We start from the raw sequence: 588 nt of genomic DNA, 5'->3' as shown, positions 1-588 counted from the left end.
CTAGTGTACTGTCTCAAAAATAAATGCTCTGTAAAATCGTCTATGCTTGCTCGTTGATTACACCGTTGGAGGCGAAGAAATGAGCGCCCAAGATATCGTCCTGAGTCCTGAGGAAAGCGCCGAGCTGAGCCGTCGCACACGATCAGCCACCATCAGTCAGCGTGACGGTCGCCGCGCGAGGGTCATCCTGTTAGCTGCTCAAGGTTGTTCAAGGGTTGAAATAGCCCGCCTGGTTGGATTCTCTCTTCGCTCAGTCACTCTTTGGTGCAAGCGTTTTCAAGAACAGGGACTAGACGGTTTGATCGATAAGCCTGGCCGCGGACGTAAGTCATTCTTGCCGCCAGACGCTATGGCTCGAGTGCTTGAAAAAGTGGTTCAACCTCGTATTGGCCAGCCTCGCTGGAGCTGCCGAAGCATGGCGCAAGTCGCGGGTATTTCTCCGGCCAGCGTCCAGCGTATATGGGCTGCCAATGACATAAAGCCGCACCTGACTCGTACGTTCAAGCTGTCCAACGATCCCAACTTCGAAGAGAAATTCTGGGACGTCATCGGGTTGTATCTGGACCCGCCAGACAAGGCACTGGTGCT

Annotated in this window: 1 pseudogene; it reads left to right on the top strand. The window is 53.9% G+C overall.

The window, feature by feature from the left end:
- Positions 1-79: 79 nt before the first annotated feature.
- A pseudogene (locus HMPREF3121_RS11725) lies at positions 80-588 on the top strand (IS630-like element ISPsy32 family transposase); the annotation flags it as partial.

Origin of the sequence: Corynebacterium sp. HMSC11E11 (assembly GCF_001807025.1) — a bacterium.
Classification (GTDB): Bacteria; Actinomycetota; Actinomycetes; order Mycobacteriales; family Mycobacteriaceae; genus Corynebacterium; species Corynebacterium freneyi.
The sequence above is the reverse complement of the archived record's forward strand: the minus strand, read 5'-3'. Positions and strand labels throughout refer to the sequence as shown.